Origin of the sequence: Dyella japonica A8, assembly GCF_000725385.1 — a bacterium.
In the GTDB taxonomy this organism is placed as follows: Bacteria; Pseudomonadota; Gammaproteobacteria; order Xanthomonadales; family Rhodanobacteraceae; genus Dyella; species Dyella japonica_C.
This window is the reverse complement of the sequence record NZ_CP008884.1, coordinates 1,732,495-1,754,193: the sequence shown is the minus strand read 5'-3', so window position 1 is coordinate 1,754,193 and position 21,699 is coordinate 1,732,495. Positions and strand designations below refer to the sequence as shown.

The 21,699-nt window shown below is 66.8% G+C and carries 16 protein-coding genes and 1 pseudogene; 8 read left to right on the top strand and 9 right to left on the bottom strand.

Going from position 1 to position 21,699, the window contains the following annotated elements:
• Window positions 1-23: 23 nt before the first annotated feature.
• From HY57_RS07200 to HY57_RS07185, 4 genes are all read right to left on the bottom strand, one after another.
• Window positions 24-2,594, bottom strand: a complete 2,571-nt coding sequence (locus HY57_RS07200; RefSeq protein ID WP_019464242.1) for a hypothetical protein — start codon at window positions 2,592-2,594, stop codon at window positions 24-26.
• A 168-nt stretch (window positions 2,595-2,762) separates the two neighbouring features.
• A complete protein-coding gene (locus HY57_RS07195) occupies window positions 2,763-3,197 on the bottom strand; it encodes a hypothetical protein (protein WP_019464241.1) in 435 nt (144 codons plus the stop codon).
• 120 nt (window positions 3,198-3,317) lie between these two features.
• Complete coding sequence (locus HY57_RS07190) at window positions 3,318-5,225, bottom strand: hypothetical protein (RefSeq protein ID WP_038579485.1); 1,908 nt, start codon at window positions 5,223-5,225, stop codon at window positions 3,318-3,320.
• Between the two features lie 85 nt (window positions 5,226-5,310).
• A complete protein-coding gene (locus tag HY57_RS07185; RefSeq protein ID WP_019464239.1) occupies window positions 5,311-6,219 on the bottom strand; it encodes a hypothetical protein in 909 nt (302 codons plus the stop codon).
• 415 nt (window positions 6,220-6,634) lie between these two features.
• On the opposite strand from HY57_RS07185, the gene fusA reads away from it, so the two are divergent.
• On the top strand, window positions 6,635-8,674 hold the full coding sequence (fusA, locus tag HY57_RS07180; protein ID WP_019464238.1) for an elongation factor G: 2,040 nt from the start codon (window positions 6,635-6,637) through the stop codon (window positions 8,672-8,674).
• A gap of 137 nt (window positions 8,675-8,811) precedes the next feature.
• Window positions 8,812-9,312 (top strand): GreA/GreB family elongation factor, encoded by a 501-nt coding sequence (locus HY57_RS07175; RefSeq protein ID WP_038579482.1) that lies wholly within the window; start codon window positions 8,812-8,814, stop codon window positions 9,310-9,312.
• Window positions 9,313-9,757: 445 nt separating this feature from the next.
• Here the strand turns inward: HY57_RS07175 and HY57_RS07170 are convergent, their stop codons facing one another.
• Window positions 9,758-10,225, bottom strand: a complete 468-nt coding sequence (locus HY57_RS07170) for an SET domain-containing protein (RefSeq protein WP_019466364.1) — start codon at window positions 10,223-10,225, stop codon at window positions 9,758-9,760.
• 191 nt (window positions 10,226-10,416) lie between these two features.
• On the opposite strand from HY57_RS07170, the gene HY57_RS07165 reads away from it, so the two are divergent.
• The 4 genes from HY57_RS07165 to HY57_RS07150 all read left to right on the top strand — a co-directional run bounded on the left by HY57_RS07165 (window position 10,417) and on the right by HY57_RS07150 (window position 14,167).
• The gene (locus HY57_RS07165; protein ID WP_038579479.1) at window positions 10,417-10,899 is read left to right on the top strand and encodes an LptM family lipoprotein; all 483 of its coding nucleotides are present in this window, start codon (window positions 10,417-10,419) and stop codon (window positions 10,897-10,899) included.
• Window positions 10,900-10,937: 38 nt separating this feature from the next.
• The gene (locus HY57_RS07160) at window positions 10,938-12,713 is read left to right on the top strand and encodes an acyl-CoA dehydrogenase C-terminal domain-containing protein (RefSeq protein WP_019466362.1); all 1,776 of its coding nucleotides are present in this window, start codon (window positions 10,938-10,940) and stop codon (window positions 12,711-12,713) included.
• A 221-nt stretch (window positions 12,714-12,934) separates the two neighbouring features.
• A complete protein-coding gene (locus tag HY57_RS07155; RefSeq protein WP_019466361.1) occupies window positions 12,935-13,408 on the top strand; it encodes a GNAT family N-acetyltransferase in 474 nt (157 codons plus the stop codon).
• A gap of 51 nt (window positions 13,409-13,459) precedes the next feature.
• Window positions 13,460-14,167, top strand: a complete 708-nt coding sequence (locus HY57_RS07150; RefSeq protein WP_019466360.1) for a DUF899 family protein — start codon at window positions 13,460-13,462, stop codon at window positions 14,165-14,167.
• Between the two features lie 255 nt (window positions 14,168-14,422).
• On the opposite strand, the gene HY57_RS07145 is transcribed toward HY57_RS07150, so the two are convergent.
• Complete coding sequence (locus HY57_RS07145; protein ID WP_019466359.1) at window positions 14,423-14,824, bottom strand: ester cyclase; 402 nt, start codon at window positions 14,822-14,824, stop codon at window positions 14,423-14,425.
• 189 nt (window positions 14,825-15,013) lie between these two features.
• Window positions 15,014-15,778, bottom strand: coding sequence for a SapC family protein (locus tag HY57_RS07140; RefSeq protein ID WP_019466358.1), 765 nt, complete (start codon window positions 15,776-15,778; stop codon window positions 15,014-15,016).
• A 255-nt stretch (window positions 15,779-16,033) separates the two neighbouring features.
• On the opposite strand from HY57_RS07140, the gene HY57_RS07135 reads away from it, so the two are divergent.
• Window positions 16,034-16,636: an HNH endonuclease gene (locus HY57_RS07135; protein WP_019466357.1), complete on the top strand. Its 603-nt coding sequence runs from the start codon at window positions 16,034-16,036 to the stop codon at window positions 16,634-16,636.
• A gap of 148 nt (window positions 16,637-16,784) precedes the next feature.
• Window positions 16,785-18,675, top strand: a pseudogene (gene dxs, locus HY57_RS07130) (1-deoxy-D-xylulose-5-phosphate synthase).
• A 289-nt stretch (window positions 18,676-18,964) separates the two neighbouring features.
• Here the strand turns inward: dxs and prmC are convergent.
• Together prmC and HY57_RS07120 are read right to left on the bottom strand one after the other, a co-directional pair.
• Entirely contained in the window at window positions 18,965-19,786 is an 822-nt protein-coding gene (gene prmC, locus HY57_RS07125) for a peptide chain release factor N(5)-glutamine methyltransferase (protein ID WP_019466355.1), read from the bottom strand.
• 106 nt (window positions 19,787-19,892) lie between these two features.
• Window positions 19,893-21,569 carry an FAD-dependent oxidoreductase gene (locus HY57_RS07120; protein ID WP_019466354.1) on the bottom strand — a complete coding sequence of 559 codons (1,677 nt, stop codon included), beginning with the start codon at window positions 21,567-21,569 and terminating at the stop codon, window positions 19,893-19,895.
• Window positions 21,570-21,699 lie beyond the last annotated feature (130 nt).

The window sequence follows — 21,699 nt, the reverse complement described above, 5'->3', positions numbered from 1 at the left end:
GGACGCCGCCATGGGGTTCCGGCCTAGCGCCGGAACCCACCGCCGTGGAAGCCGCCACCGAAGTGACCGCCACCGAACGAGGGCCGGAAGCCGCCCATGTTGCCGTGGAAGCGATTGTCGTAGTTGCCACGGTCGAACGTCTGGCGCTCGGAACGACCCTGACCGCCATCGAATGATGCGCCCGAAGCACCGCGATCGCGGGCCATGCGATCCTGCTCCGTGCCCGCACCGTCGGGGCCGGACACGCGATTGAAGTTGCCGCCGGCATCGGCCTTCTGCCAGCCCTGCCCCGCCGTGTACTGGTACACATTGCCATCGTGGCCGGCATATACGTGGTCGTTCACGTCGACCACGCCGCCATGGTTCACCTGGCCCGTCTGGCGGTTGTAGTTCACGTAGCCCGCGCCGCGCGCATCGCCGCCCGCACCTTGCGTGTTGAAGGCACCGGCAGCACCGGCACCTTCGTTGGTCCGGCCCGCGACACCACTCTCATGCGTGACACGGCCGGTGTTCGTATTCACCACCGTGCGGTCGCCGCCCGCCACCGCGTTGCCCGTGTACGGGTTGACCGCGGCACCACCATGGCCGGCAACCACGCGCCCGGTCTGTGGGTTGTAGCGGATGCCACCGGCCTGTCCGGAGGTGACGCCGGTATAGGCGTTGGTGTTCCAGCCCGCATAGCCGCGGCCGCGGCCGCCCGTGGCCGTGTTGTAGTAGCCGCCGCGAGCGGCCTCGCCGTAGTTGCCCGTCCACGGGTTGGACCAGGCCACGCCGCGCCCCGCCACCACGCTGTTGCCCCAGCGCCCGTAGACATTCGCCGCCGAGATGGCGCCACCCCAGTAGCCCGGGTAGAAGCCGCCGTCCCAGTAGCCCCACGGCCCCCACCACGGCCCGTACCATGCCGAGGCCCACGCCGCGCCCCATGCGAAACCGAAGGCCCAGCCTGCCCACGGCGTCCAGCCGAAGGACACGTCGAAACCATAGGTGGCCGGGCAGCCGTACCACACGTCGCCCGTCCACGAATCGCAGGCGTAGCCCGTGCCGTAGACCACCACGCCACCGCTGCTCACCGTTCCGTAGTAGCCCGGCGAGTAGCCCACGTAGACCTGGTCACCGGAATGACCGTAGACGTAGACGTAGGTGACATAGTGCAGCGAGGAGCTCGGCGGAATCGTATAGATCACCGCCGGCACGTCGAGCGCGACGGCCCATGGCCCATTCGCGCTGGCCGCGGTGAACCACACGCCGTTCTGCACGGCGTAGTAGGCATCCGGGCTGGTCCGGATCACCGGCACCGGCGTATTCCACGCGTACGACAGCGACGTGCCGTCAATCGGCCGGAACTGCGGCGCCCCGTCGTAGGACAAGTGCAGCTGGGTCGTGCGCTCGTTGACCGTCGCCGTCTGCGGGATGCTGTTGGCGATCAGCGATTCGCGCGCTTCGGGCGTGCCTGGTATGGAGGCGAGCACCGCGCTCTTGGGGCTGTCGGAGGGAATCTTCGTAAAGTCGGCCGGCAGATCCTTGCCCGCCACGTAGCGCCACGGGCCATTCGTCGATGGCGCGGTGAACCAGCGCCCGGAGACAAGCACGTACCACATCGAATCCTGCGACTGGTCGACGAATACATCGGCCGAGGTATTGGCGACGTATGCCAGCTGCGTGCCGGCAATGACCTCGAACTGCGGATCGCCGTTCACCATGATCAGCTCGGACGGCTGCGTGCGCACCACGATGTCGGGCAGCTTGCCCGAGGCCAGCACCTGCTTGAGTGCATCCGACGGCTCGTGCAGCGTGTCCACCTGTTTGGCCTGTTCGGCGGCCTCGGCCGCCTGCATCACGGTGGATGGCGGCGATGTCACCGATGCCCACGGGCCATCCAGCGACGAGGCCCTCACCCAATGGCTGGCAAACAGCATGTAGTACTGGCTGCCATCCTCCAGTATCAGCGAGCGCGTGTTGACGATGCGCTTGACGCTGCCCTTGCCGGTGGATCGCAGTGCAGGCGTGCCGTCGATCAGCACCAGCAGCGCGGGCTTGAACGAAAAGATGACCTGTGGCGGGTCATTGCGCACCGCCACGTTCTTGACCTCGCCCTGTGCCTGGCTGATGGCGAGCGAAGCCTCCATCGTGTCGAGATCGGCCACCTGGTTGCCGCGGTTGGCCACGTTCTGCAGCAAGGACCGATAGCGCTCCTGTTGCGCCGCCGCCGTGGGGAACGACACCCGGTCGATGGTGACGTTGGACAGCGAAACCTCGCGCTGCGCCTTGTCGGTTACGGTGCGGGCCGTGAACCACGCCACGCCGTAGGCCATCACGTCATGCGACTTGCCGTCGCTGCCGGTCTGCGTGCCTGTCTTCACGGCAACGGCGAAGCGCCCTTTCAACTGGTTGCCGCTCCAGCTCTCCAACTGGGGATGGTGGAGCACCAGGTGGGTGCCCTCGACGTCGTAGCTGTGCGGCCACGCACGGGAATCTACCGAGCCCTGGCCCTGCATCGATGCGGGAGCCGTGGGGACAGGCTGCTGGGCGCGGCCGGGATCGTTCATCACCAGGCCAAGCGCCAGCACCAGACAAGACCAGCGAAGGGCGTGCATACGTACCTCTTGGAAAAAGAACTTCATCCGTGCCATGGGACACACCGGCCGCTGCGGCCCTCGCAGTGACGCGATGGAGCATGCAGCGCGGCCTAGGCGCCCGGTAGCGCAAATCTTCGCGAAGCAACTAAGTAGATTTACCTAGCAGCAAACGGCGCATGCCCAGCGCTATTTGTCCTCGCTGATGGTGAGCTCGCCCACCGTGATGCCCATCTCGACGCCGTGGCCCACGCCGGCAATCGCCAACGACACCACGCCCTTGGTCAGCACCTGGGCGTCGCCCGCCTTGATGGCGGTGGTCGCATTCACGTCGGCATAGGTGCCGGGCACTTCGGAAATCGAATGCAGCGCGGTGAAGACGCCGTTACCGTCATCGATCCGCGAACGCCCCACCGACAGGCCGCCGCCGTTGGCCTCCAGCTTCACCTTCATCGACTGGCCGTCGCTGCAGGTCACGGTGCCCTTGCCGCTGACGTGTTTGAAGATGAGCGACCAGCTGCTCAGCTCGAAGTGCAATTTGCAATCGAGTTCATCGGCGGCATGCGCTGCGGGCATGGCAAACGCGCAGGCCAGCAACACGGAAGCGACGAGGCGCGACTTCATGGGCATCACTCGGGTAGTCGGAGATGCCCAGCTTGCGTGGGTAGGCGGCGACTCCGCTACCGAAGTTCGTCGTGGCGACCAGCCGAAGAAATACTTAGGCGACGCGTTGCTTCCCGCGCCTCAGTGGAACTGGTCGCTCGCTGGAACCCACGTGGTGCTGCTGCGCGCCGGGCCCGCGGGGATCGTGGTGACGTTCGCGGAACAGCCCGGAGGCAGTGGTCCGCCTGCAACGCGAGCCGCCGCACACTGAGCCGCATTGTCGAGTTTGACTGTCGCCATCGTAGGCGCCGCACCTACAGACGACGAAGGCGGTACCAAGGGGTTGGTCGGCGCGAGCTTCATCTTGTCGTAAACCACGTCGTCCACCGGCTTGGGGGGCGGATTGCCATCGCCGCAGCCGAACAAAGCCATCGGGAACAGCGGCATCACCACGCATTCCACGCGCACGCCGCGCGGCAGGTTGAAGGTATGCCGCATGGTGGTCTTTTCCACCGCGTGGCGCAGCGCCGTGTCGATGGAGCTCTCGCCCTCGGGCGTCCAGTCCTTCTCGAAGCGCGTGGCCTGATAGCCGATGTTGGGCGTGCCGTGCGACATGATTTCGGTGTTGCCGTGAGGCCGCGCCTGCACATAGGTACCCACGGCGCCTTCCTGGGCGCCTTCCGTCGCGCCGCCCTGTCCATGGCCTGGGCCGTTGTTCTGGCCGTTGCCCTGGCCCGGTGGCAGTGAAAGATTGAGGCCCTTGCCGCCAGCCATGCTCGGCGACTGGTTCACGCCATTGGGCTGGCCGGGCGTGCCGCTGCTGCTGCCCTGCGGGGTCGCATTCGGCGCACTGCTTTCGCCGCTCTCGTTCGAGGAAGGATTCGCTGCGTTGCTGGCGGCGTTCGCCTGCGCGCTGGATTCGCTCTGCGTCGGCGCGTGGGATGCCGACGAGGTGGCCGCGCTCTGCGTGGGCGTCGCCTCGGCTGGCGTTTCGGACAACTGCGGTCGCTCGATGGATGGCTTGTTGTCGAGCGCTATCGCCTTGGGTGCGGGCACATCCAGGCGCGGCGCCTGCGGGTGCTCCACCGATGGCTGGGGATTGGGCGGCAGCGGCACCGCTTCCATCTGCGCCTCCGCCGCCACGCGGATGGCCGGCGATTCGATCTTCGGCTGCTCCTGCGGCACCACCGGCGACACGGTCGTGGGTTGCGGCTGCAGGTTCACCGTGGGTGCGGCCTGCGCCGGCATCGGCACGGCCTGCCATTCCGGTTCCGGCGGCGAAGCGGGCGCTTCCGGGCGCGGCACCGGAGCGACGCTCGGACGCGTCTGCGCTGGCACGGCGTTCTGCATGGCCATGGCCGGCGGCGTCACCATCGGCGCGGATTGCGCCGGCACCTCGGGTATGGCCAGCGAGGCGGGCGGCGGCATGGGCTGGTTGCCTTCCGTCTGCGGCTTGCGCACAGGTTCGGGCTGGAAGGCCGGCGGCACCGGCTTCTGCACCACGGGCGCTTCCACGGTGACCTGCGGCGGCTCCGGCGCGGACGGCACCGGTTGCAACTGTTCGGCGGGCGCCGGTTTGGGCACGGTCACCGGTGGCAGGGGCGCGGCGGTGACTTCCGGTTTCGGCGCGGCGGCCTTGGGCACGTCGGTGACCACCGGCGTCTGCATCGCCGGCACTGGCACGGGGGAAAGATCGCTGTTGGTACGCGTGGACGAGCTGCTCTGCCGCGCGGTGCGCGGGGCGTTGTTCGCGTTGCCCTTGTGCACCGGCCCCACCTGCTTGGGTGGCGTGCCGCGCACGGGCGGCGGCGGTGGCGGCTCTTCCTTGGATTTCTCGATCAGGCGCACGACCAGCGGCGCCGTCTCTTCGTTGGTTTCTTCCAGCTCATAGGCCGGGCCAAGGATGACGCCGATCAGAAACATCAGGTGCACGAACAGCGCGCCGACCAGTGCCACCACACGCAGCCAGCGATCGCGTGGGCGCTCGGCCCTGCGCCGCCGATAGACGGCCGCCGTCTCCGCCGCCGACCTTGGCGATGGAAGCGTCACTGTCAGCCGGTCCGCGGATTCCCTGTCCATGGCGGAAGTGTAGCGGGCGGCGATGACGTTCTGAAAAGTACCCGGCCCACGCGACTCAATGACCGTCCTGGCCTGGCGGATGCGCGGCGCGCTCCTGCATGTCGGCATCGACCGAACGCGTGGGCGTGTCGATCGGGCAGCCATACGGCAAGGGTTTTTCGGCGCGATAGATGGCGATGCACTCCTCCACGCTGGGCGCCTTGGGCTGGGGCGAGCCCGGTGCCAGTTGGTTGGCTGGCGCCATGCTCAGGCGCATATCGCCATCGTTGGACGGTGGCGGTGGCGGCGGATCGCCGCCGCAGCCGCCGGCAAGCGCCGCCAAAGTAATCGCGCAATGGATGCGCACCCCCGGCGCGATATGGAAGGTGTGCTTCACGGTGGTCTTTTCCGCCGCCTTCTTCAAGGCATCGTCCACGGAACTGCCGCCACCTTCCGACCAACCCTTGTCGAAGCGCGTGGCCTTGTATGGCACCGTCGTCGTGTGCTGCATGATCTTCGCGTCGCCCAGCGGCGTCTTCTGCACGTAGCCCGCCTCCGGCACCGACGGCGCGCTGCTGGCCGTGGCCGGCAACACGGCCTGCCCTGATGGGTCGTACAGGTGCGGCGCTGGCGTCGAGGCCACCGAGGTCGCCGGTGCGGGCGGTTCCGGCGGCAGGCTCACGGTCATCGCATTCTTCGCGGGCGGCTCGTGCACCACCGGCCGATTCACCGGGCGTGGCGGCGCGGGCTCCGGTGGCGGAGGCGGCAGCAGCGCCGGTGGCTCCGCCGGCCCGGATGGAGTCGCCGCCGCCGGGATCAGGCGGACCTGCAGGGCGCCTTCCCGCACCAGGAGCGCCCGCTCCTGCGCCTTCCTGACCTGCATTTCGTGCCAGGTGAACCAGCCAAACAGGGCGTGCAAGGCCAGCACGATGCCCAGGACCAGCCAGCGACGCCCGCGGTTGGGCGGGGCCTTTCGCCAGCGCATCTGGTGCAGCAGCGCGCGCGTGGGTCCATCGAGTGGCGCCAGCCCGCCTGTAGCGGGGCCGGGCGGCGTCCAGCGATGGTGTTCGACCTGCTCGGTGTGCTCGATGGGGATTCCCTTCTCTGCTCGGGGAAAGGTGCCGGCCGGACGCCCCGGCCTGTCGTCGTGGGGGGACTTCTGCTGACAAGTGCCGCGTCCAAGGGTTCCCCTTACCCCGCACTGCAACTTGACCCCGGCGGCCGATGGCGAAAACCTAGAGCAACGGCCACCCGGGCCGTAATCCGCCATGACCGCCCCCGCGTCCTGCACGCCTGGACGACCATGACGGCCCGCCATCGTCAGCCGCCAGCGCGGCTTCGTGCGGCGCCGCAGGTCAACGTCGGCACGATTCCGCGCCTCGCTAGAGGAGGGTCGCATCGTGTCGTACAACACGGAAAACATCCGCAACATCGCGCTCGCCGGACATGCCGGCGCCGGCAAGACCACGCTGTTCGAAGCACTGCTGCATGCCGGTGGCGTCATCCAGACCCAGGGTTCGGTGGAGCGCGGCACTACGCAATCGGACACGGACGAGCAGGAAAAGACGCGTGGCCATTCGATCGACACGGCCATCGCCGCGGTGCCGTTCGGCAAGAGCCACATCAATCTCATCGACACGGCGGGCTACGCCGATTTCCGCGGCCCCACGCTGTCGGCCTTCGCCGCGGTGGAAACCGTGGCCATCGTGGTCAATGCCGCCAACGGTATCGAGTACGGCACGCGCCGCATCATGGAGCGCGCCGCCGAGCGGCGGCTTGCGCGCGTGCTGGTGGTCAACAAGATCGACATGGAGGGCGCGCCGCTGGGTGCGCTCGTCGACGCGCTGCGCGATGAATTCGGCACCCAGTGCCTGCCGGTGAACCTGCCGGCCGATGGCGGCAGGCAGGTGCTCGATTGCTTCTTCCACGGCGAAGGCACCACCGACTTTTCGTCACTGGCCGATGCACACCAGCGCATCCTCGACCAGGTGGTGGAGATCAACGAAACCGTGATGGGCCACTATCTCGACTCGGGCGAAGGCGAACTGAACCCGCAGGAATTGCACGACGCCTTCGAGCAATGCCTGCGCGAAGGACACCTCGTGCCGATCTGCTTCGTCAGCGCGCGCACCGGCGCGGGGGTCCGGGAATTCCTGGAACTGGCCGACCGGCTGCTGCCCAACCCCGCCGAGGGCAACCCGCCGCCCTTCCTCAATGGCGACGGCGAGGAAATCACCGTCAATGCCGATCCGTTGCAGCACGTGATCGCGGACGTGTTCAAGATCGTCAACGATCCCTTCGTCGGCAAACTCGGCGTGTTTCGCGTATGGCAGGGCACGGTGCGCCGCGATACGCAGCTATACATCGACGAAAGCAAGAAGCCCTTCAAGGTGGGCCACCTGTTCCGCCTGCGCGGCAAGACGCACGAGGAAATCGACCAGGCCATTCCCGGCGACATCGCGGCCGTGGCGAAAGTGGAGGAAATCCACTTCGATGCCGTGCTGCACGATTCGCACGACGAGGACCGCATCCACCTCGCGCCGGTGCGTTTCCCTCAGCCCATGTTCGGCCTGGCGCTGGAACCCAAGCACAAGGGGCAGGAACAGAAGCTTTCGCAGGCCATCGGTCGCCTGGCGGAGGAAGACCCCTGCTTCCGCGTGGAACACCACAAGGAGCTCAACGAGACCGTGGTGCGCGGCCTTTCCGACCTGCACCTGAAAATCATGCTCGAACGCATGAAAGACCGTTACAGCGTGGAAGTGAACACGCACCCGCCGCGCATCGCCTATCGCGAAACCATCGCGGGCCGCGCGGAAGGACATCACCGTCACAAGAAGCAGACCGGCGGCGCCGGGCAGTTCGGCGAGGTATTCCTGCGCGTCGAGCCGCTGGACCGCGGCGCGGGCTTCGAGTTTGTCGACGCGGTCAAGGGCGGGGTCATTCCGGGGCAATTCCTGCCGGCCATCGAGAAGGGCATCCGGCAGGCGCTGGAGGCCGGCGCGATTGCCGGCTATCCCATCCAGGACGTGCGCGTGACGGTGTACGACGGCAAATACCATCCGGTCGACTCCAAGGAAGTCGCCTTCATCAGCGCCGGCAAGAAAGCCTTCCTCGATGCCGTGGGCAAGGCGCGGCCAATCGTGCTGGAGCCCATCGTCGACGTGGAGGTGGCCATTCCCGAGGCCAGCGTGGGCGACGTCACCGGCGGGCTGGCGGGCAAGCGCGCGCGCATCATGGGCACCGACTCCCTGCGCGGCGGTGAAATCGTCATCAAGGCCCAGGCGCCACTGGCGGAACTGACGGACTATCCCACCGAACTGAAGGCGATGACGGGCGGCCGTGGGCGCTACAGCCTGGACCTGAGCCACTACGAACCCGTGCCGCCGCCGGTGCAGAAACAGCTGGCCGAGGCCTGGAAACCGCACGTGGACGACGACTGAAGCACCCTGGCCCACCGTCTTCTGAACGGGCGCGACCGGCGTCGTGCCCGGACGCCTGCATCCGCTTGAGGCGTGGCAGACACGCCGCCATGTCATCCCATGGACGCGCCGACTAGGCGGCGCGCTGGAGGCACGCAATGAGCCGCTCCTTCGTGAAGGATGCGGACGAGTCCGTCGGCGAACGGCTGCCGGATATCCCGCTGAGCGAACACCCCAACTACGTGACGCCGCACGGCAACGCCCAGTTGCGCGAGCGTCTGGTCGCGCTGCGCGAACGGCGCGATGCGTTGCGCACGGCAACGGATACGCTGCTGCAGCAACGCGAGCTGGCCGAGGTGGAGCGCGAGCTCAAATGGCTCAACGCGCGCGTGGGCAGCGCCATCGAAGTGGATCTGGCGCAGCAACCGCGCGACCGCGTGGCGTTCGGCGCCGTGGTGACGGTCGACAGCGACGAAGGCGAAGCCCGCTACCGCATCGTCGGCGAGGACGAAGCCGACGTGGAGCACGGACGGGTCAGCTACGTCTCGCCGCTGGCCAAGGCCTTGCTCGGCGCGCGGGTGGGGGAGGAAGTGACGTGGCAGCGGCCGGCGGGGGATCTCAGCGTCGAGGTGGTCGGGATCGACTATCCGAGCGACTGATCGGTGGCGGCTTCGTGGTGGGAGCGCACCCTGTGCGCGACGGGCCCCGCACGAAATCAGCGACGTTTACCGATGCACGCGGACACTCAACCTTCTCAGGCGGTTCGCCCGGTGACATCGGCAACCGGCGTACACCATATCGCCGCGGTCGCGCACAGGGTGCGCTCCCACAGGTTCCGTCGCTGACTGGTGGGTCTCAGCGCTTGGACTGGCGTCGAGGTGATCGGGATCGACTATCCGAGCGACTGATCGGTGGCGGCTTCCTGGTGGGAGCGCACCCTGTGCGCGACGGGCCCCGCACGAAATCAGCGACGTTTACCGATGCACGCGGACACTCAACCTTCTCAGGCGGTTCGCCCGGTGACATCGGCAACCGGCGTACACCATATCGCCGCGGTCGCGCACAGGGTGCGCTCCCACAGGTTCCGTCGCTGACTGGTGGGTCTCAGCGCTTGGACTTCAGCAACGTCCCCGTGCAGTTCTTCGAACCGCACAGGCACTTCCACAGCTTCTTCAGGCGGGCGGTGTGCGGCACGTCCAGGACGATGCCGTAGTCGTAGGTGAGTTCTTCGCCCGGCTTGATATTGCGGATCGCCTCGATCAGCACGCGGTCTTTGCGCGGGTTGTCGTCGGCGCTCTCCTCGATCACCGCCTGGCAGTTCGGGTCGCAGCTATGGTTGATCCAGCGCGCCGTATTGCCCTTGCGGTTGGCGTCGATCAGGAACTCATCGTTGAGCGTGAACAGGAACGTGTGCCCGGTCTCGCCACCGTCGCCGTAGAGCACGTCGGCTTCGGCGTGAGTCATCAGCGTGCCCTTGTACTCGATGATTTCCTCACCCTTCTTGATCGGTTCAACGGCGAATACGCCATTGCCATGGATGGGGGAGCGGCGGGCAACGATACGTCGGGTCATGAGTCGCAGGCTGAAAGGGAATAAGCCCGCGATGATGCCTGCTGCGCTGCGCAATGGGAACCTCCCGCCATGCCGCGGATCTGTCACACAGGCGTGATCGCATGCGCGCTGAGATCCGGCCCTGGCGCCTCCCCGTGGACAGACGCCAAGGTCATCCTGCTAAGATTCAAACAATCGTTTGAGGGACACCCATGAAACGACTTCTCGGCTGTGTGGCGCTTCTCGTGCTGGTGGCAGGCCTGGTGGCCTGCGGGCCGCCGAAGAAGAGCGTGTTCCCGCCGACCGTGAGCATCCAGGAAATGACCACCCGGCCTGACGGCCAGTGGCGCCTGACCGTGCGCATCCAGAACAACAGCTACGGCTCCATGGATTTCCACGCCATCGATGGCGAGCTGAAGGTCGCCGACGGCGTGCCGGTGCGCCTGCATACCCGCTTCGACCTCGACATCCCCGCCTTTGCCGCCGACGTGACCCAGATCGACGTGCTGCCGACGCCGGAGATGACCACCGCCATCAAGGCGGCCGCGGTGAAGGGCAGCGCCGGCGGCGTCGCCTACGCCATCAGCGGCAACGCCAGCGCCAAGCCCGAACAGGAAAAGGAAGCCCGCGATTTCAGTTTCCACGGCAATGACTGGCTCTCGCCGGTGCCGGGGATTCCCAACACCTGGCGCTGACCTTCAGCGCTTTGCCCGACCCACGAAGGAATTTCGCCATGACGATCTACAAGGCCCCCCTCGACGACCAGCGTTTCGCCCTTTTCGACGTGCTCGGTGCGGAAGCCGTGCTCACCAAGCTGCAGGGTGGCGACGGCCACACGCGCGATCTGCTGGACGCGGTGCTCGAGGAAGCCGGTCGCCTGAGCGAAGCTGTGCTCGCCCCGTTCAACGCCAGCGGCGATGAGGAAGGCTGCCACTTCGACAAGGCCACCCACACGGTGACCACGCCGAAGGGCTTCAAGGAGGCTTTCAAGGCCTTCGCCGAGGGTGGCTGGACCGGCCTGACCCAGCCGGAGCATTTCGGCGGCCAGGCGCTGCCGAACGTGATGGGCACGGCCACCACTGAAATCTTCCAGTCCGGCAACCTCTCGTGGAGCCTGTACCCGCTGCTGTCCGAAGGCGCCTGCCACGCGATGGAGCTGCACGGCACCGAGGAGCAGCAGAACACCTACCTCAAGCCCATCGTCGAAGGCCGCTGGACCGGCACCATGTGCCTCACCGAGCCGCAGGCCGGCTCGGACCTGGGCCTGCTCAAGACCCGCGCCGAACCCGGCGAGAACGGCAGCTGGAAGATCACCGGCACCAAGATCTTCATCAGCGCCGGCGAGCATGACCTGGCCGAAAACATCATCCACCTGGTGCTGGCCCGCCTGCCCGACGCACCGGCCGGCAGCCGTGGCATCTCGATGTTCATCGTGCCGAAGTTCAAGGTGAAGGCCGACGGCTCGCTGGGCGAGCGCAACGCGGCCGCCGCCGGCGCCATCGAGCACAAGATGGGCCTGCGTGGCTCGGCCACCTGCGTGATGAACTTCGACGCCGCCGAGGGCTACCTGATCGGCGCGCCGAACAAGGGCCTGGCCGCCATGTTCACCATGATGAACGCCGCCCGCCTCGGCGTGGGCGTGCAGGGCCTGGCGCTGTCCGAGCGCGCGCTGCAGAACAGCCTGAACTATGCCCGCGAGCGCCTGCAGGGCCGCGCACTGTCGGGTCCGAAGTTCCCGGAGAAGCCGGCCGACAACCTGCTGGTGCAGCCGGACGTGCGCCGCATGCTGCTCACCCAGCGCGCTCTTGTCGAAGCCTGCCGCACGCTGCTGCTGTACACCTCGCTGCAGACCGACGTGGAAGCACGCGGCGCGGATGAAGCCACCCGCAAGCAGGCCAGCGATCTCGTTGCCTTCCTGATCCCGATCGCCAAGGGCGTGGTCACGGAACTGGCGCAGGAGTGCACCAAGGAAGCGCTGCAGGTGTACGGCGGCCACGGCTACATTGCCGAGAACGGCGTGGAGCAGTTCGTGCGCGACGCCCGCATCATCACGCTGTACGAAGGCACCACCGGCATCCAGGCCGCGGACCTGCTGGGCCGCAAGATCCTCCAGCTGCAGGGCGCGGGCTTCAAGCTCTTTCTGCAGGAGATCCAGGCGTTCTGCCAGCAGCACATCCAGGACGCCGCGCTCGCCAGTTACATCGCTCCGCTCGCCAAGCACGCCAAGGAATGGGCCGACCTCACCATGGCCCTCGCCCAGCGCGTGCAGGCCAACCCGGAAGAACTGGGCGCCGCGGCCATGGACTACCTGTACTACTCCGGCTACATCGCGCTCGCCTACATGTGGGCGCGCAACGTGGCGGCGCTGGCCAACGGCAACCAGCAGGAAGCCTTCAAGCAGGCCAAGCGCGACACGGCGACGTTCTACTTCGCCCGCATCCTGCCGCGCTGCCTGACTCACAAGGCCGCCATCGAGGCTGGCGTGGATACCCTCCCCGCCATCGCCTGACGTAACGCAGCCAAGGGCCCCTCCATCACGGAGGGGCCCTTTTTTTTTGCTCTTGTGGGAGCGCACCCTGTGCGCGACGGCGACACGGCCAGCCCCCCAGGCAGTCGCGCACAGGGTGCGCTCCCACAGGGCCCGGCCCTGCTTTTCGTCACGGGACTACCGCCGCCACGCGGCTGGGTGTAGAAACGACGAACCACTTTCGCCAGTCCGGTTGTTCCCGCATGAGCGATGCCACGTACCTGATTCGTCTGGCCGAGGACGACGACGACTTCATCCTCGGTCTGGTGCCCCGTTTCGTGGACTTCTCCCTGCCGCCGTGGCGGCGACGCCACGAGTGCATCGAAGGCATCCGCAACGACCTGCGTCGCCATCTCGACGAACAACCGGTGAACAGCTATCTGTTCGTGGCCGAAGATGACGGTGGCGAACTGGTCGGCTTCATCCACCTGCAGAAGACGCAGGACTATTTCACCGGCCGCAGCAACTGCCATATCTCGGACCTCGCCGTCGTCCAGGCGCACGAAGGGCGCGGCGTCGGCCGCGCGCTGCTCGAACACGCGGAAGACTGGGCGCGCGAGCATCGCTGCCAGCTGGTGACGCTGGCGGTGTTCCCCGGCAACGAGCGGGCGCGCGCGGTGTATGAAAACGCCGGCTACGCCGCGGACCTGCTGCGACTGGCCAAGCCCGTGCGCTGAGGCAGGCATCCGGCCGCGACACGCACGGCCACCGCATGACGGGAGACAGTCATGAATGAATCACTGCATAGCGTTCGATTCCCCGGGGAAAGCCCCGCCTATCGCGTCGCGCGCGACCGACTGCTGGAGGCGGAAATGGCCTTGCGACGGCAGACCGAGGCCGTCGCCGCGCTGCGACGCACCTTGCCGCTGGGCGGCGTGGTGCCGGTGGACTATCACTTCGACGACGAAGGCGACACGCCGCTGGATACCGACATCGAACGACAGACGCGCCTGTCCGACCTCTTCACCGACGGCAAGGACACCCTGGTCGTCTACAACTTCATGTTCGGCCCGGCGATGGCGGCGCCCTGCCCGTCCTGCTCGTCGATCCTCGACGCGCTCGACGGCGAGATGCCGCATCTGCGCCAGCGCGTAAACGTGGCGGTGGTCGCCAAGTCACCCATCCCGCGCATCCGCCATTTCGCGCGCGAGCGCGGCTGGCGCCACCTGCATCTGCTGTCGTCCGAGCACAATACGTACAACGCCGACTATCACGGCGAAACCGCCGACGGACGCCAGATGCCGGCGCTCAATGTGTTCCTGCGGCGCGACGGCCAGATCCACCACACCTGGGGCAGCGAGCTGATGTTCGTGCCGCCGGAGGCCGGCCAGGATCCGCGTCACGTCGACCCCATCTGGCCGCTGTGGAACGTGCTGGACTGCCTGCCCGAGGGCCGTGGCACGGACTGGCGCCCCAGCCTTACCTATGATTCGTAGGGCTTGTTCAAGATCTCGTTCAAGCGTTGCCTACTTCCTCACCGTCATTCCGGCGAAGGCCGGAGGCGCTGTTCAACAGCCGAATGGCTGGTCATTCAGTAGCGAACAGGTTGAATGGTGGCGATAGCCGGCCGTGTTCTTGGTTAGCTTCGCGAAAACCCGGTACAGAAGCCACTGGATTCCGGCCTTCGCCGGAATGACGGTGAGGGGAGTGCGCTACACAGAGATCATGAAAAAGCTCCGGGGCGACTGCTCTCAGGGTGGCGACAACGCCATCTGCCGGAACATCGAGGTCGTGTCGTGCACGCCCCAGCGCCGCTCGATGTGGCCTTCCCGCACCACGAACCATTCCATCGCCATCACTTCGTAATCCTTGCCCGTGACAGGACCGCCACGGAAAGGCTGCACCGAGCGGCCACGCTCCGTATAACGCACGGCAACGGTATCGCCCTCGGCGGCAACCGCGTCGACTTCAAGGCTTACCTGGAAACAGTTCATCAGCTGCTCCCACAGCGGCCGGGCCCGTTCCAGGCCGCCCCAGCCCAGGGGGCCATGGATCAGTGCATCCTCCGCGAACAGCGCGCACACGCCATCGAGGTCGGCGCGGTTGAAGGCGTCGACATAGGACATCACCACCCGTTTGTTCTGTTCGGACATGCTCGCCCCGGTATGGGGGATCGCACCTGTCGTCGTGCGCACCCGGTGCCCGGGCCGAGGATATCGCGCATCCATGCGTGGACGACGTGAGGATGGCCGCAAAACCCGGCCCGTGGAAAACGCCCGCGGAGCAAGACACGCGGGGGAAACGGCGTCACGGCACCCGGGGGCACCGTGACGCCGGAAACATCAGTTCTTCAGGGCGGCGGTCGCTTCCTCGGCCTGCTCGCGCTGGCTGAGGCGCAGCGACACGCGGTCGATGTTGGACAGCGACAGCAGGTGCGCGTAGATCCAGCCGAACACGCCTTCGCGCAGGAATTCGTGCGTGGTCTTCTCGTCGAGCTGGCGCAGGCGATCTTCATTCACCACGAACAGGCCATTGAGGTTGATGACCTTGCCGTCCTTCTCCAGGCGGATGTTGCGCGGCTCGAGCAGGTCGTGCTTGCGCAGCTGCTCCATGAACCACTGCGTGCGCGCCACGTGCTGCTGGAACTCGCCGAGGAAACGCACGGCGTTGTTCAGCACGTCGGTCTCGCTGCCGTCGTCCTTGAACAGGGCTTCGCCCTCGGCGGTGTTGAAGCCTTCGTAGGCTTCATCGAGGAACACGGTGAAGTCGTCGCCTTCGGCGCCGACCGGCTTCTCGGCCAGCACGAACGGGTAGCGGCGGATGAAGGCCGGGATATAGGCGTTCGCGTCCCAGCGGCCGTCAGCGTCGACGAACAGGTTCTCGTTCTCGCGCAGGCCGAGCAGGGCCATCGGGCCGGCATCGGCAACGCTCTGGCCACCGAACAGGATCGGCAGGTCACGCGCGGCAGCGGGAAATTCCACGCCGGTCAGCGGCACCGAGTGCACCGAGCCCGCGAACTTCAGGTTCGGGATCGGCTTGATGCGCAGATCCTTGTGAGCGGTGCGGTTGAGCGGAACAGGACGCTCGTAGAAAAGAACTTCAGCCACGTTGACTACCTCTCCCCAGCCGCGCCGGGGTCGCCACCCAGGCTCCCCCTCCCAAACCCGGCCTCGGGTCTACAGATGAACGGTCACTATATCAGCGCCCCCACCAGCGCGAGAACACCCCAAAGTCTGAGCCTATCCCCTGCAGCGACAACCATTTGCGTGTGTTCTGTCATGGATTTGGTCTATCCTCGGGCCAGTTACGAGCCTTTTGCTGCACCCGAACGTTCATTCCCCTGGGTTGAAGGACGGTTTTGCATGCTGATGGAAGTACCTGGCCGCGTTGTCGACCTCCATTCGACCCGCGTGCTGTCGCTGGATGCCGCCGGCAGAATTCTTGACTGGATCAGCTGGCAGGAAGCTGTTTGCCTCTACGTCCGGGACGCGGTGGCCTGGACCCTGGGCGACCCCTGCATCACCGTCCACGGCGGCCACAACCGCCTGAGCGGATTGCAGAGCATGCTGTCCCTGCATCCCATCGTGGCCAGCACCGGCCACTGCCGCGACCACGCGATTGATCCTTCGCCGGCGCTGACCAACACCGCCCTGTTCGCCCGCGACCGCTACCTCTGCATGTATTGCGGCGAGCGCTTCTGCCGCGGCGAACTGACCCGCGACCACGTCCTGCCCATCTCCAAGCACGGCAAGGACACCTGGGAAAACGTGGTCAGCGCCTGCCTGGCCTGCAACCTGAGGAAGAGCAACCGCACGCCCCAGCAGGCCAACATGCCGCTGCTGGCGGTGCCCTACCGCCCGAGCTGGGTGGAGCACCTGATCCTCTCCAACCGCAACATCCTGGCCGACCAGATGGAGTTCCTGGTCAACCACCTGCCGCGCGACCGCCGCGAACACATGGCCTGAGCCGGGAAGTAGCGCCATTCGGGCGGTCAACCCGCCCGTCGGCCTGGGAATCCCGGCTGAACCGTCCCGGCGCCCAGGCTCGGACCGGCCCGCAAGTTTTCACCCGGCCGCCCTTGCCCCGCCCCCTCGCTGGTCCAACAATACGCAGATGACCGACCTGTCCCGCTACCCCCATCTGGCGACCATCGAGACGCCGGCCGACCTGCGCAAGATCTCCGACGAGGAGCTGCCCGCCGTCGCCGACGAACTGCGCCAATTCCTGATCGAGTCCGTCGCCAGCTCCGGCGGACATTTCGGCGCCGGCCTGGGTGTGGTGGAACTGACAGTCGCCCTGCACCACGTGTTCGACACGCCGGTCGACCGCCTGGTGTGGGACGTGGGCCACCAGTGCTACCCGCACAAGATTCTCACCGGCCGCCGCGACCGTATCACCACGATCAAGAAGAAGGACGGCCTGGCGCCGTTCCCGCGTCGCGAGGAAAGCGAGTACGACACCTTCGGCGTGGGCCATTCGTCCACCTCGATCTCGGCCGCCCTGGGCATGGCCATCGCCGCGCAGCGCAAGGGCGACCACCGCAAGGTCGTCGCCGTGATCGGCGACGGCGCGATGACCGCCGGCATGGCCTTCGAAGCGCTCAACCACGGCGGCGATGCGGAACCGGACATGCTGGTCGTGTTCAACGACAACGGCATGTCGATCAGCGAGAACGTCGGCGCGCTGACCAAGATGGCCGCGCGCGCCATGTCCAGCCGCCGCCTCAACGCGCTGCGTGAGCGCGCGAAAAAGGCGATTCCCCGGCAGTCGTTCTTCGGCCGCTTCTTCAAGCGCTGGGAAGAGCACGCCAAGGGCATGATCGTGCCCAGCACGCTGTTCGAGGAACTGGGCTTCCACTACACCGGCCCCATCGACGGCCACAATATTCCGCAGCTGCTTGCCGCGCTGCGCACGGTGAAGAACCTGCCCGGCCCGCAGCTGCTGCACGTGATCACCACCAAGGGCAAGGGCTACGCCCCGGCCGAGCAGGCGCAGATCGAATACCACGCGGTGGGTCCGTTCGATCCGCAGGCCGGCCTGGTGAAGAAATCCGGCCCGTCCAAGCCCACCTATACCGATATCTTCAGCGACTGGCTGTGCGACATGGCCGCCGCCGACGAACGCCTGCTGGGCATCACGCCAGCCATGCGCGAAGGCTCCGGCCTGGTGCGCTTCTCCCGGGAATACCCGCAGCGCTACTTCGACGTGGCGATTGCCGAGCAGCACGCGGTAACGCTGGCCGCGGGCATGGCCTGCGAAGGCGCCAAGCCGGTAGTGGCGATTTATTCCACCTTCCTGCAGCGTGCGTACGACCAGGCCATCCACGACGTGTCGATCCAGAACCTGGACGTGACGTTCGCCATCGACCGTGCCGGCGTGGTCGGCCCGGACGGCGCCACGCACTCGGGCAGCTTCGACCTGACCTATCTGCGCTGCCTGCCGAACATGGTGGTCATGGCGCCGGCAGACGAAAACGAATGCCGCATGATGCTCACCACCGGTTTCGAGCATCCCGGCCCGGCCGCCATCCGCTATCCGCGTGGCACCGGCCTCGGCGTGCCATTGCAGCGGGAGCTGGAAACGCTGCCGATCGGCAAGGCGGAACTGCGCCGCCGCGGCCATGGCCTTGCGCTGCTCAGCTTTGGCGCGATGCTCGCCCCGGCGACGGAGATCGCCGCCGAGATGGATGCGACACTGGTGAACATGCGCTTCGTGAAGCCGCTGGACGAGGGCGATGATCCTCGAACTGGCGCGCACCCACGACGCGTTCGTGACGCTGGAAGACAACGCCGTGGCCGGCGGTGCGGGCAGTGGCGTGGCCGAATGCCTGGCGGCGCACGGCATCGTCAAGCCGATCCTGCACCTGGGCCTGCCGGACGTGTACCTCGAACACGGCAGCCGCGAGGAAGTGCTCACCATGGCCGGGCTCGACCTGCCGAGCATCCGTCATGCGATCCGTGCGCGGTTCCCGCATGTGGGGACGCGGAGTCAGGTTACGGCCTGAGTTTTCAGCGTCTTCTGGCCCAACAAAAACGCCGCGCATTGCGCGGCGTTTTTGTTGGGGTGGAGCCTGTCCGCGATCCCATCCAGCCCCCCTTCCCCTCACCGTCCCTTTCCCCTCACCGTCATTCCGGCGCAGGCCGGAATCCAGTGGCCGCTGTATGTGGTTTTCGCGAAGCCACCCAAGAACATCGACGACTATCGCGACCACTCAACGTATTCGCTACTGGATTCCGGCCTGCGCCGGAATGACGGGGAGGCATGGATGCAGGCGTCAGTCAGCCACAAAGCCGTCACCCGCCCCAGACACCACCACTCACGCGATCCCGCTGCTCCAGGTCCTGCACGGTAAGCACGTCACGATACCCCGCGGACGAAAGTATCTCGCGCACAGCGGAACCCTGGTTCCAGCCGTGCTCCATCAGCAGCCATCCACCCGGCTCCAGATGCTGGCGCGCCTGCGCGACGATGCGACGGATGTCATCAAGACCGTCCACGCCGGAGGCCAGCGCAGAGGCGGGCTCAAAGCGAAGATCGCCCTGCCGCAGGTGCGCATCGTCCGCCTCGATGTACGGCGGGTTGGACACGATCAGATCAAAACGTTCGCCCGCCAGTGGCGCAAGCCAGTCACCCTGCACAAAACGCACGTTGCGAATGCCGTGCCGCTCACCGTTGCGCTGCGCCACGGCGAGCGCGTCGGCGCTGGCATCGGTGGCGACGACGCTGGCCGCAGGGCTTTCGCGCGCGATCGACAGCGCGATGGCACCACTGCCCGTGCCCAGGTCCACCACGCGCGCGCGCGACGTCATCCGCGCGAGGGCCAGCTCCACCAGCAATTCGGTTTCCGGGCGCGGGATCAGCGTAGCGGGCGTGACTTCCAGCTCGAGCGTCCAGAAGCCACGGTGTCCCGTGATATACGCCACCGGCTCACCATGGCGGCGGCGCTGCACCAACGCGGCGAACGCCGAAGCTTCAGCCTCACCCAACCCATCGTCGGCATGCGCGATCAGCCAGCTGCGCGGCTTGCCCAGCACGTGGACCAGCAGCAGTTCCGCTTCCAGGCGGTCGCCCAGCGTGCCCGCCGCGTCGGCAATGACCTCCCTTACCTCAGCCATGCGCAGCAGACCCCGGCAGGGAAGAAAAAACAGCTTGGTACGAACGGCCTGGCATCGCGGCTTCCCGAACAGAGGAAGCCACAGTGTAGAGCCAATGCCCGCGTCGTCAGACTTGCGAGGGCGCCAGGTAGCGATGCACCGCCTGGATCACTACCGAGCCCTCGCCCACGCTCGACGCCACACGCTTGACCGATCCCGAGCGCACGTCGCCCACCGCGAAGATGCCGGGCTTGGTCGTGGCATAGGGCGATTCAAGCAGATGGCCCTGCGCGCAGCGGCCGGTGAGCACGAAACCCTTGCTGTCGAGAGCGAGGCAATCCTTCAGCCAGTCGGTGTTGGGCTCCGCGCCGATCATCACGAACACATTGTTGATGTGGCGCGTGGTCTGTTCGCCGGTTTCGCTGTGCTGCCATGTCACTTCGCTCAGCCGGCCGTCGCCGGCCAGCCCGACGATTTCGCTGTGCGTATGCAACGTGATCGAGGATGACTGCAGGATGCGCTGCACCAGGTAATCGGACATGGTGGCGGCCAGGCCCGACGAACGCACCAGCACATGCACGTGCGAAGCGATGCGCGACAGGAATACCGCCGCCTGTCCGGCGGAATTGCCGCCACCGACGACGATCACCTCGCCGTCCCTGCACAACTGGCCTTCCATCGCCGTACACGCATAGTGGATGCCCGCGCCTTCGAACTGGGTGTAGCCCGGCACGTCGAGCTTCCGATAACGCGCACCGGTGGCGACGATCACCGCGCGCGCCTGCAGGCTCTGCCCATCGTCAAGGAAAAGGCGGTACGGCTGCACCGAGCAGTCGATGCCGGCCGCCTGCCGCGAGATCGCCAGCCGCGCGCCGAACTTCTGCGCCTGCGCCTGGGCGCGTCCCGCCAGCGCCTGCCCGGAGATGCCGGTGGGGAAGCCCAGATAGTTTTCGATCTTCGACGACGTGCCCGCCTGCCCGCCCGGCGCAACGCCTTCCACCACGATGGTGGAAAGCCCTTCCGAGGCGGCGTACACGGCGGCCGCCAGGCCCGCCGGACCCGCGCCAGCCACCACCACGTCGTACACATAGTCCGGATCGATGGTTTCGGTGAGGCCCAGCTCGTCGGCCAGTTCCGAGGTGCTCGGGTTCTGCAGGAAACAATGCTCCGGGCAGATCACCACCGGCAGCTGCTGATGCGTCAGCTGAAAGCATTCGATGAAGCCGTCGGCCTCCGGATCGGTCTCCGTATCGATGGTGCGATGCGGGTAGCCGTTGCGCACCAGGAAGCGCTCCAGCCGCAACGTATCGGCGCTGTGTCCCGGCCCCACCAGCACCACGCCGCCGTAGCCCATGCGGATCAGGCCCACGCGGCGCAGGATGAAGGCGCGCATGATGATTTCGCTGATATCCGCTTCGGCGGCCACCATGCGGCGGAAATCGTCCGAGCGCACGCGCAGGATATGGCAGTCCATCGCCGTGCGCGCCGACGCCATCACGGCGCGCTTGTTGAACATGTTCATCTCGCCGCTGAACTGGCGCGCCGAGTACATGGTGAAGATGTGGATCTGGCCGTGCTTGTCGGGCGTGAAGACTTCCACCAGGCCATCGAGCACGAGGAAGAAATCCACCCCGCGCTGGCCACGTTCGAACAGCATGGTGCCTGCCGGGATGCGTTCCTCCTGCCCATAGGCGGCGATGCGCCGGACCATGGACGGATCCAGGCGCGGGAACATCTGCTCCTTGCGGTTCATCGGATCTGTGGGGTCGTAGACGACCTCGGGGGCTGGCGACTGCTCGGACATGCAAGACACCTCGTCATGGCGGCGGCCCGGCGGCAAGCCGCCAGGCGCGTCCTGGGATCATCTCGGCGCGTGCAGCGGGGATCGCGCGGCGCCGTAGCCTGAATCGTGCGCTCCCCGGCGTGTCACTCGC

Bases quoted from the DNA above. Each gene is read 5' to 3' on its own strand.
- HY57_RS07200 (WP_019464242.1), bottom strand. From the start codon at position 2,594: ATGCACGCCCTTCGCTGGTCTTGTCTGGTGCTGGCGCTTGGCCTGGTG.
- HY57_RS07195 (WP_019464241.1), bottom strand. From the start codon at position 3,197: ATGAAGTCGCGCCTCGTCGCTTCCGTGTTGCTGGCCTGCGCGTTTGCC.
- HY57_RS07185 (WP_019464239.1), bottom strand. From the start codon at position 6,219: ATGCGCTGGCGAAAGGCCCCGCCCAACCGCGGGCGTCGCTGGCTGGTC.
- HY57_RS07175 (WP_038579482.1), top strand. From the start codon at position 8,812: ATGAGCCGCTCCTTCGTGAAGGATGCGGACGAGTCCGTCGGCGAACGG.
- HY57_RS07170 (WP_019466364.1), bottom strand. From the start codon at position 10,225: ATGACCCGACGTATCGTTGCCCGCCGCTCCCCCATCCATGGCAATGGC.
- HY57_RS07165 (WP_038579479.1), top strand. From the start codon at position 10,417: ATGAAACGACTTCTCGGCTGTGTGGCGCTTCTCGTGCTGGTGGCAGGC.
- HY57_RS07160 (WP_019466362.1), top strand. From the start codon at position 10,938: ATGACGATCTACAAGGCCCCCCTCGACGACCAGCGTTTCGCCCTTTTC.
- HY57_RS07155 (WP_019466361.1), top strand. From the start codon at position 12,935: ATGAGCGATGCCACGTACCTGATTCGTCTGGCCGAGGACGACGACGAC.
- HY57_RS07150 (WP_019466360.1), top strand. From the start codon at position 13,460: ATGAATGAATCACTGCATAGCGTTCGATTCCCCGGGGAAAGCCCCGCC.
- HY57_RS07145 (WP_019466359.1), bottom strand. From the start codon at position 14,824: ATGTCCGAACAGAACAAACGGGTGGTGATGTCCTATGTCGACGCCTTC.
- HY57_RS07135 (WP_019466357.1), top strand. From the start codon at position 16,034: ATGCTGATGGAAGTACCTGGCCGCGTTGTCGACCTCCATTCGACCCGC.
- prmC (WP_019466355.1), bottom strand. From the start codon at position 19,786: ATGGCTGAGGTAAGGGAGGTCATTGCCGACGCGGCGGGCACGCTGGGC.
- HY57_RS07120 (WP_019466354.1), bottom strand. From the start codon at position 21,569: ATGTCCGAGCAGTCGCCAGCCCCCGAGGTCGTCTACGACCCCACAGAT.